General features: G+C 65.3%; 6 protein-coding genes. 5 read left to right on the top strand and 1 reads right to left on the bottom strand.

The features are described from left to right. The first annotated feature begins 702 nt into the window (after positions 1–702). Positions 703–1,596 (top strand): SDR family oxidoreductase, encoded by an 894-nt coding sequence (locus tag TV39_RS04960; RefSeq protein ID WP_043479229.1) that lies wholly within the window; start codon positions 703–705, stop codon positions 1,594–1,596. 169 nt (positions 1,597–1,765) lie between these two features. On the opposite strand, the gene TV39_RS04955 is transcribed toward TV39_RS04960, so the two are convergent. Beyond that, the gene (locus TV39_RS04955) at positions 1,766–2,521 is read right to left on the bottom strand and encodes a ZIP family metal transporter (RefSeq protein ID WP_043479227.1); all 756 of its coding nucleotides are present in this window, start codon (positions 2,519–2,521) and stop codon (positions 1,766–1,768) included. 317 nt (positions 2,522–2,838) lie between these two features. Here TV39_RS04955 and TV39_RS04950 point away from each other — a divergent pair, with 317 nt between their 5' ends. Genes TV39_RS04950 through TV39_RS04935 form a run of 4 tightly spaced genes read left to right on the top strand, consistent with a single transcriptional unit; the run spans position 2,839 to position 9,599 of the window. Further along, positions 2,839–4,281 (top strand): DUF3375 domain-containing protein, encoded by a 1,443-nt coding sequence (locus TV39_RS04950; RefSeq protein ID WP_043479225.1) that lies wholly within the window; start codon positions 2,839–2,841, stop codon positions 4,279–4,281. Beyond that, complete coding sequence (locus TV39_RS04945; RefSeq protein ID WP_043479223.1) at positions 4,278–4,919, top strand: DUF4194 domain-containing protein; 642 nt, start codon at positions 4,278–4,280, stop codon at positions 4,917–4,919. The genes TV39_RS04950 and TV39_RS04945 overlap by 4 nt, the downstream gene beginning before the upstream one ends. Next, positions 4,916–8,320 carry an ATP-binding protein gene (locus TV39_RS04940; protein WP_082049511.1) on the top strand — a complete coding sequence of 1,135 codons (3,405 nt, stop codon included), beginning with the start codon at positions 4,916–4,918 and terminating at the stop codon, positions 8,318–8,320. Before TV39_RS04945 ends, TV39_RS04940 begins: the two co-directional genes overlap by 4 nt. Next, positions 8,310–9,599: a Wadjet anti-phage system protein JetD domain-containing protein gene (locus tag TV39_RS04935; RefSeq protein ID WP_144406324.1), complete on the top strand. Its 1,290-nt coding sequence runs from the start codon at positions 8,310–8,312 to the stop codon at positions 9,597–9,599. Before TV39_RS04940 ends, TV39_RS04935 begins: the two co-directional genes overlap by 11 nt. The last annotated feature ends 7 nt before the right edge of the window (positions 9,600–9,606 follow it).

Genomic DNA, 9,606 nt, shown 5'->3' with positions numbered 1-9,606 from the left:
GCACAAAATTTGAAACCAGCTGTAAAAACCAGACCACACCACGGGGTGGCGGATCCAGTCAATTCAACCAATCCATAAAATAAATTGGTATCAACAAACTTGGCACACTATTGAGTTCTCAAACAACAGACACACCCGGCACCACCACAACATCTCAGCCGTGGATCGCTCCGGAGCAACTTTTCTAACTTACCCGATCCCGGACCGCTTTGCAAACCGGCGTTTCCGCCATCCACAAGCACCACAGGAAGGGTCCCCGCCCGGTTTCCGCACGCCATAACAGCGCCGTTTTTCAGGCCATTCAGAAAGGGGGTCGGTCGCTATCTTTCCGCATCAGCGGCGGCGACTCGAATTACTTTACACGCCCACAGCACCCCACACAAATCCACCCCCAAACACACAGAACACACCGAAAAACCCCGCAACGGCGGGGGCTGCGGGAGCTACGGGTCCCCCGCAAGCCAGCATTCCGCCGTCGCACGTTTTTGTGGAGCCCATCACACCGGCAGTCTCGCCGGCGCACCACGTGCCACACGCCGCAGCGGAACGCGCCAACCCCACCTGCCCGGCAGCCCGCCCTCGTTGCGACTCTCACACACCCTCGTTAGGGTGAATTGGTAAGCATGCTTAGCATGCGTCGGGGCCGGCCATCCGGCACCGACCGACTGTCCGTGTTGAGAGCAACCCTTCCGGAGGAGCACCATGACCGACCAGTACACGTTCAAGAACCCCGTGACGGCCTACGAGCACATTGAGCCGCCCAAACAGCACCAGCCCGAGCCCGGCCTGGACGCGAAGCTGACACCGAAGGCAGACCTGGGTGAGGACACCTACCGCGGCACCGGAAGGCTGGAGGGTCGCAAGGCGCTTGTGACCGGCGCGGATTCCGGGATCGGCGCCGCCACGGCGATCGCCTTCGCACGGGAGGGTGCCGACGTCGTGCTTTCCTACCTGCCGGAGGAGGAAGAAGATGCCGAACGGATCGCAAACCTGATCGAGAAGGCGGGCCGCAAAGCCGTCAAGGCTCCCGGCGACCTGAAGGACGCGGCCGTGTGCCGCGAGCTAGTGGACACGGCAGTGCGCGAACTCGGCGGCCTGGACATCCTGGTGAACAACGCCGGCAAGCAGGTGGCCCAGCAGGACATCGGGGAGATCACCGATGAGCAGTTCGACCACACGCTGAAGACCAACGTCTACGCGATGTTCTGGCTGACCAAAGCGGCAGTGCCGCACCTGCCAGCCGGATCCACCATCATCAACACCACGTCCATCCAGGCCTACAACCCGTCGCCCACGCTGGTGGATTACGCCACCACGAAGGCAAGCATCAACAATTTCACCAAGGGCCTGGCGCAGCAGCTCGCTCCGAAGGGAATCCGCGTCAATGCCGTGGCACCCGGGCCGATCTGGACCCCGCTCCAGGTCAGCAGCGGCCAGCCGAAGGAGGCCCTGCCCGAGTTCGGTAAGGACACTCCCCTGGGCCGCGCCGGCCAGCCGGCCGAACTCGCGCCGGCCTATGTGTTCCTGGCGTCGGCCGAGTCCAGCTACGTGGTGGGCGAAACGCTGAACGTCAACGGCGGCAGCCCCACGCCGTAAGCGAAGGCACCCAAGCGCCGTAACGTCCGCAGCAGCGGTGGCCGCCCCGGTGGCAGTCACCGCTGCGACCGGTCACTGCGGCCATAGCGGTGGCCGCGGCGAATCACCGGCACGTGCCGGTCACCGCCGCGGCCGCTGCACCCGGCACCCGGCGTCGGAAGCGGCAGCGCTACCCGCCCACGTGGTGGATCGTGAAGGCGGACAGGAATCCCACGGACGCCACGAGTCCGGTGAGGTTGTGGTGCTCTTCGAAGGCCTCCGGGATCATGGTGTCCGCCAGCATGGCCAGGATGCCGCCGGCAGCCACTGCGGTGATGAACGCTACGGCTTCGTCGGGCGCGTTCTCCAGCGCTGTGTAGCCCAGCAGCGACGCCAGCCCACAAAGAACCGCAATGCCTCCCCAGACGCCGAAGACATACCTTGCGCTGCGGCCGGCCTTTTTCATGCCCGCCGTGCTGGAGAGTCCTTCGGGAACGTTGGAGATGAAGACGGCGGCGAGCATCGCGGGGCTGACGGCGCCGGCGCTGATGAGTCCCAGGCCCAGGACCACGGATTCCGGGATGCCGTCCAGGAGGGCGCCGACGGCGATGGCCGTGCCGCTGCCCGGGCTGTCCTTTTCCGAGGGCTGCTGGCCCTTGGAGCGCTTGCGGTGTTTGGCACCGGAGCGTGCCAGCAGCGCGTTGGCGCTGACATACACCACGGCCCCGGCAAGGAATCCGGCCGCCGTGGGCCACAACCCGCCGCCGTCCACTGCTTCGTCCACCAGTTCGAAGGCGAGTGCGGAGATGAGCACGCCGGCGCCGAAGGCCATGATGGAGGAAACCAGCTTCGCGGGGATGGTCCACTTCCACGACAGCCACGAACCCAGCACCAGCGCGCCGCCTGCCAGGGTTCCCCAGAACATGGCCTGCGCCCACATCGGCATGCGTCCCACCTTCCGCGGCCGCGAAGCCTGGCTGCAAAACTAAGAGCGCCGGGCGCTGAGCCGCCCGGACACCTCCAGTATTGTTGCAGATTCCGGCGGTGAATCCGTTCAGCAGCGCGGGACAGCCGGAAAGGTGACGAACGACGCCGGTAGCCGGCTTCCGTTGCCGGCGGCAGAACAGGCGCTCTTTCTCCCCGCCAGGCCGAAGCAGGCCGAGACGTCATCCGCCGGCTCGCATTCCCCTCCTAAGATGTCTGTGGTGGCATATAAGTTAGGGCTAGCGACCGGCCGCCGTAAAAAACCACCGCAGGGGCACCATGGACTACTACGCAATCAATGCACTGCGTGAGAACCACGCAGGATGGTCTCTGCTCCGCGCACAGAATGCCCCGCTCGCCATCGCGTTTTTTATGGCGGCGTTCACCGAACCCAACCAGCGGGATATTGGCCGCCAGGACCTGATCGACACCCTGGATGATGTGCTGTTCGGGCTGCGTGAAACCTACGGCGATGACAAGTTCCCGCGCCAGGCCTCGGAATACCTGGATGACTGGGCCGCCCCGGAACGGGCGTGGCTGCGGAAGTACTACGTTTCCGGGCAGGACGAGCCGCGCTACGACCTCACTGCGACGGCGGAGGACGTGGTCCGGTGGGTGGAGAGCCTGCGCGGCCGTGACTTCGTGGCCACCCAGTCGCGGCTGACCAGCATCTTCGCCGTGCTCAAGCAGCTCGTCCAGCAGTCAGAAACGGACCCGGAAGTCCGGCTCGCGGAACTCCAGCGCCAGCGTGACGGGATCGACGCCGAGATGCAGCGGATCCGCGACGGCCACGTCAAGGTGATGAGCGGGCCGGAAGCGCTGGACCACTTCCAGCAGCTCACCGCCCTCGCCAAGGATCTGCTGGCGGACTTCCGGGAGGTCGAACAAAACTTCCGGAAACTGGACCGTCAGGTCCGGGAACAGATCGCCACCTGGGACGGCACACAGGGCGAGCTGCTGGAGTCGATCTTCGCCAACCAGCAGGACATCAGCGGCTCCCTCCAAGGCCGCACTTTCCAGGGTTTCTGGGACTACCTCATGTCCCCGCAGCTGCGCACCGAACTGCGGGACTTGCTGCAGCGGGCCACTCAGATCGATGCCCTCGCCAAACTGGATAACCTCCACGCAGTGGCGAACCTCCACCAGGACTGGCTGCCCGCCGTCGAACAGACCCAGGCCACTGTCCGGCAGCTGTCCCAGCAAATGCGCCGGCTCCTGGATGACAAGGTGTTCCTGGAGAACAAGCGCATCATGCAGCTGGTCCGCAGCATTGAAGCCGGCGCCCTCGCCACGCGCTCCGAGGCACCGCCGGGAGTCTTTATGGACATAGCCGCTCAGTCCGTGGATGTCGCACTGCCCTTTGAACGTCCCCTGTATGAGCCCAGCCGGCGGATCATGGTGGACGACGTCGTGGTGGCGGCAAACGATGCCGAAGTGGACGCCGCCGCCCTCTTTAGCCAGTTCCATGTGGACACGGAACGGCTCAAGTCCAACATCGACGCCGTCCTCGCGGGAGCCGAGCAGGCCACTCTGGGCGACGTCACCGAGGCCTACCCGCTCTCCCAGGGACTGGCCGAGATCGTGGCCTACTACCAGCTCGCCACCGAATCGGACTGGGCATCAATCAGCCCGGAGCGGACCCAGCAGTTGTCCTGGCAGCTCCCGGACGGCAGCACCCGGGAAGCCACCGTTGAACAGATTATCTTTGTGAGGCCCGCATGAACCACACTGATACACCGGCAACGAACGCGCCCGAAGAACTTCCCGGCGTCGTGACCAAGCTCTTCAAAGGCGTGGTGTACGCCGAGTCGGACGAGAAGGTCTGGCAGTCGCTGCTGGGCTTGTCCTCCCACGTCCGCGACTACGTGGCAGTTCTGGGCCTGGACCTCATCCTGGATGAATCCGAGGGCTACGCATTCCTGAAATCGCGTGAGGACCCGGACGGTACGTTGCCAAGGCTTATCCCCCGGCGACCGCTGACCTTCAACGTCAGCCTGCTCCTGGCGCTGCTCCGCGGCCGGATGCTGGAATTCGACACCAACAGCAGCGAGCTCCGCCTCATCATGACCGAACAGGACATCGCAGACATGGTCGCCGTCTTCCTGCCAGAATCCAGCAACGAGGCCAGGATCCTGGACCAGCTCGGCACCAACATTAAGAAAGTGGTGGAACTGGGCTTCCTGCGCAAACTCCGCAACCAGCCCGGCACCTACGAGGTGGCCCGCATCCTCAAGGCCTACGTTGACGCCCAGTGGCTGGAAGAGTTCGACGCGCGGCTGGCCGATTACCGTGCCTCCCTCACCGGCGCGGGCACCGGCACCGCTTCGGGGCCCGACACGACGGAAGGAAACCTCCCGTGAGCACCCAGTTGACCGACCAGCAGGACATGCTGTTCAGCCTCGATGAAAAAGCGGACGACGCCGGTACTCCCCCGGGGTTCCGGCTGCACCGTTTGGAGCTGCTCAACTGGGGTACGTTCCACCGGGAGGTCCGTACGTTCCGGCTGGACGGATCCAACAGCCTGCTGACCGGCGACATCGGTTCCGGCAAGTCAACGGTGGTGGACGCCATCACCACGCTGCTGCTGCCGGCCAACAGGATCGAGTACAACAAGGCCGCGGGTGCACAGAAGAAGGAACGCACCCTGATGTCCTATGTGCGCGGCTTCCACAAGAGCACCCGCAGCACCGGCGGCGAATACTCCAAGCCGGTGGCGCTGCGCGGCACCGGCAAACTGTCAGTGGTGCTGGGCGTCTTCCACAACGCCGTCCTCGGCAAATCGATCACGCTGGCGATCAGCCTGTGGGCCACGCAGGAAGCAGGCCAGCCCAGCCGCTTCTACTCGCTGATGGAGGGCGAGCAGTCCATCGCCGGGGACTTCGCCAACTTCGGTCAGGACCCCGCGAAGCTGAAGAAGCAGCTCCGGGCGGCCGGCGCCTCCATCCACGACACGTTCGAGCCCTACGCAGCAGCCTTCAAAAGGCAGTTCGGCATCAGCGGCAACCAGGCCATGGAACTGTTCCACCGCACGGTGTCCATGAAGCAGGTGGAAAACATCACCAACTTCGTGCGCACCAACATGCTCGAAGAAGATGACGTCCAGGCCCGGATCGGCAACCTCATCCACCATTTCGACGATCTGAAGAAGGCCCACGACGCCGTCCTCCGGGCCAAGGACCAGATCGCGCTGCTGACGCCCATCACGCAGGGCGCCGCCCAGCACACCAGTCTGAGCGCCGAAGATGAATTCGCTCGCCGGCAGCGGGACCAGCTGCACCCCTGGTTCACGGACCGGAAGCTGCAGCTCAGCCTCGAGCACCAGGCCGAACTGCACAGCACCGGCGTCCGGCTGCAGGAGGACAGCGGCAAGCTCGCCACCGAAATCACCCAGCTCCGGCTGGACCTGGCGGCTGTCAAGGAGGACATCCGCAGCAACGGCGGCGGACGGCTGGCGGCCATCGAAGCCGAAGCCGCGCGGCTGGGCGAGGAGTCTAGGGCGCAGCGGGCGCGGTTTGACAAGTACGCAGAGGCAGCGGCGGACCTTGGTCTTCAGGCCCCGGCGGACCGCGTGCTGTTCGACGCCAACCGGGCACGGCTCGCCGAAGTCGAAATAGAGCTCGCCGCCAAGGCCGACGAGCTGCAGGACAGCCGCACCGAGCTCACCATGACGCGCACGGTGCTCACCAGCCGCGCCATCGACATCGCCGCTGAGCTGACCAGCCTGCAGTCCCGGCCCAACCTGCTACCGCGCCCCCAACTGGAGCTCCGCCGTCGGCTGTGTGACGGGACCGGAATCCGGGAGTCCGAGCTGCCGTACGCCGGCGAGCTGCTGCGCGTCCGCGACGGCGAAGCGGCGTGGGAAGGCGCTGCCGAGCGCACCCTGCGGGGTTTTGCACTCTCGCTCCTGGTTCCGTCGGAACACTACGCTGCGGTGAGCGGCTGGGTGGACGGCAACAACCTGCGCGGCCGGCTGGTGTACCTGAAGATCGGCGAGTCGTACGCGCCGAAGCCGGCCGAAGCGGGCACCCTTGCCGCTAAAATCGCCATCAAACAGGGAACGCCGTTCCGTGACTTCCTGCTGGATGAGCTCAGCAGCCGCTTTGACTATTTCTGCTGCGACACCCTCGAGGATTTCCGCCGACGCTCCAAGGCCCTCACCGCCAACGGCCAGCTCAAGGGCGGGCGCGGGCGGCACGAAAAGGACGACCGGCAGGACCTCTCGGACCGCCGCAATTACGTCCTCGGCTGGGACAACCACGACAAGATCAGCCGCTTCCGCGCCGAACAGGACGACCTCCAGGGGCAGCTCAGCGTGGTGGCCGGCCAGCTTTCGCGGGTCAACGTTTCCCTGGGCGCCGTCGGCCGGCAGAACCAGCAGCTGGGGACCATCGGCTCGGTGTCGGACTTCGCAGAGGTCAGCTGGCAGCTCACCGCGCGGCGCATCGAGGACCTCAAGGCGGAGAAGACCCAGCTGGAATCCACCAGCGATGTACTCCGGGAGCTCACGGCGAAGGAAACCGAGATTTCCGGGACCCTGGACCGCCTTCAAACGCGGGCCGACGACGTCCAGCGCCGGATCGGCTCCAATGAGGGTGCGGCCAAGGACATCGCCGAGGCGATCGCGGACTGCCGTGACGTCCTCAGGGAAACCCCGTTGACGGGCGACGGCGCGGTGCTGGCTGCCGTGGCCCGCCTCGCCGGCGCAGAACTCGCCGGCAAAACGCTCACCTACAAGAACACCGGCACTGTGGAAAGTGCGGTCCGGTCCGGGCTGACGGACAGCATCGATGCGCTTTCCAAACAGATCGCGCGTGCCGCGGAAAAGACTGTCCGGCTCATGGCCGAGTTCCGGAACACGTACCCGAACGAGACGGTCGAGATCGACGCCGCCCTCGAGGCAGCCGGCGACTTCGCCAAGCTCCTGGAGCAGCTCGTCAGCAACGACCTCCCCCGGTTCGAGGCCCATTTCAAGGAATCGCTGAACCAAAACACCATCCATGAGGTGGTGGCCTTCAACGCTTTCCTGGACAGCCGCCGCCAGGACATCGTGAACCGGATCGGCGAAATCAACCTTTCCCTGGCCGGGATCGAGTACAACTCCGGCCGGCACATCCAGCTGGAGCACCAGAACAGCACCGACCTGGACGTCAGGCAGTTCGGGATGGACCTGCGGGCCTGTTCGGAAGGGACCATCGGCGATGATGACCAGTATTCCGAGCAGAAGTACCTGCAGGTTGCCCGGCTGATTGAACGCTTCCGCGGCCGGGACGGCTACACCACCCTCGATGAACGATGGACGGCCAAGGTCACGGACGTCCGGAATTGGTTCACGTTCTCCGCTTCGGAAAAGTGGACCGAGACCGGCGAGGAGTTTGAGCATTTCACCGACTCCGGTGGAAAGTCCGGCGGCCAAAAGGAGAAGCTCGCCTACACCATTCTGGCTGCCGCCCTCGCGTTCCAGTTCGGGCTCGCGTCCGGCAAGGGCGCCGGAAAGAACGCCGGGAGCGGACGTAGCTTCCGGTTCGTCGTGATTGATGAGGCGTTCGGCCGCGGCTCCGATGAGTCGGCGCGGTACGGGCTGGAGCTGTTCCAGCGGATGAAGCTGCAGTTGCTCATCGTGACTCCGTTGCAGAAGATCCATGTGATCGAGCCGTTTGTGTCCCACGTGGGATTCGTGGCCAACGTCAACGGCGACGATTCGCAGCTGCGTAACATGACCATCCAGGAATACCGGGACGAACGGGACCGGCGTGCCGACTGAGGGGCCAGGGGCACGGACCAGCCCGCGGACCAGCGGCTGGACCACGCTGGCAATGCTCCGCGCTCTGTCGTTGAAGGCCTGGGACAGCGGGGCGCTGCTGCGCGAACTGCTGGAACCTACCGGTGCATATCCCCGCCGCCGCCCGCTAAAACGTCCGACGGCGGCCGGCCTCCGGACGGACTACGCCGCCGCACATGCGTGGGCAAGCGAATTGTTCGTGGCTGCCGGGCGCTACACGCTGGAGACCGCCGACGTCGGGCGGACCACCATCGGTTCCAACCGGCTGCCCGCCGCAGCGGTGTTCGAGTCGGTCGACGACGAGATCGCCTTCGTCGGCAAGACCCGTAATGCGGCCCGGTTCCGGGAACTCGCGGACGAATTGTCGGCGTTGGATCCGGCACTTCGCCAGTGGGCGTGGAAGCGGCCGCTTCAGCTACTGGCGCTGGAAGAAGCTGCGCTGACAGCCGGGCGCGTGGCCCTCTGGTTACTCAGCACCCCGGCGCCCGGAATATACGTGCGGCAGCTGAGCCTGCCCGGCGTGCACACCAAGTTCCTGGAGACCCATCGGCGGGTGGTGGACGAGATGGCCGCAGCGCTGCAGGCGATCATGCCCAGCGAGCCGACGGCCGAAGAACAGACGGACGCCGTCCTGGGCAATGCAGAACCGGGCGATGCCGTCCTCGGCAACGCAGCAGCGCGCACACCGGCAGGGCGTTTTGCTGAACGCCACGGCTTCATCCATCCGCCTGAACTGGTCCGGTTCCGAATGCTGGACCCGGAGATTCCGCTCCTGGGCGACGCCCGCGACGTCACGGTAACCGCGGACGCCTTCCGCACTTTACGTTTGCCGGTCCGCACGGTGGTCGTCACCGAAAACCTCGTCAACTTCCTGGCCCTGCCGGAGCGGCCCGGTGCTTTGGCCCTCTTCGGTGCGGGCTACGGTTTTTCCGCGCTGCGTGACGCGGCCTGGCTTCAGGACTGCGAGGTCCTCTATTGGGGTGACCTGGACACCCATGGCTTCCGCATCCTGGACCAACTGAGGGCAGCCCATCCGCATGTGGGAAGTGTGCTGATGGACCGGGCAACCCTGCTGGAACACCGCGATGCGTGGGGCTCGGAACCGACGCCTGCAACGGCCGCACTTACGCGGCTGACGGCAGAGGAGTCTGAGTTGTATCAGTCTCTCGCTGACGGCGAGTTCGGTTCGGCTGTCCGCCTGGAGCAGGAGCTGATTGGCTGGGACTGGGCGCTGGCGCGGCTTCTGCCGCGAGGAAACTAACAGCGTT

Source organism: Arthrobacter sp. SPG23 (assembly GCF_000876655.1).
Classification (GTDB): Bacteria; Actinomycetota; Actinomycetes; order Actinomycetales; family Micrococcaceae; genus Arthrobacter.
This window is presented reverse-complemented; position numbering and strand designations above follow the sequence as displayed.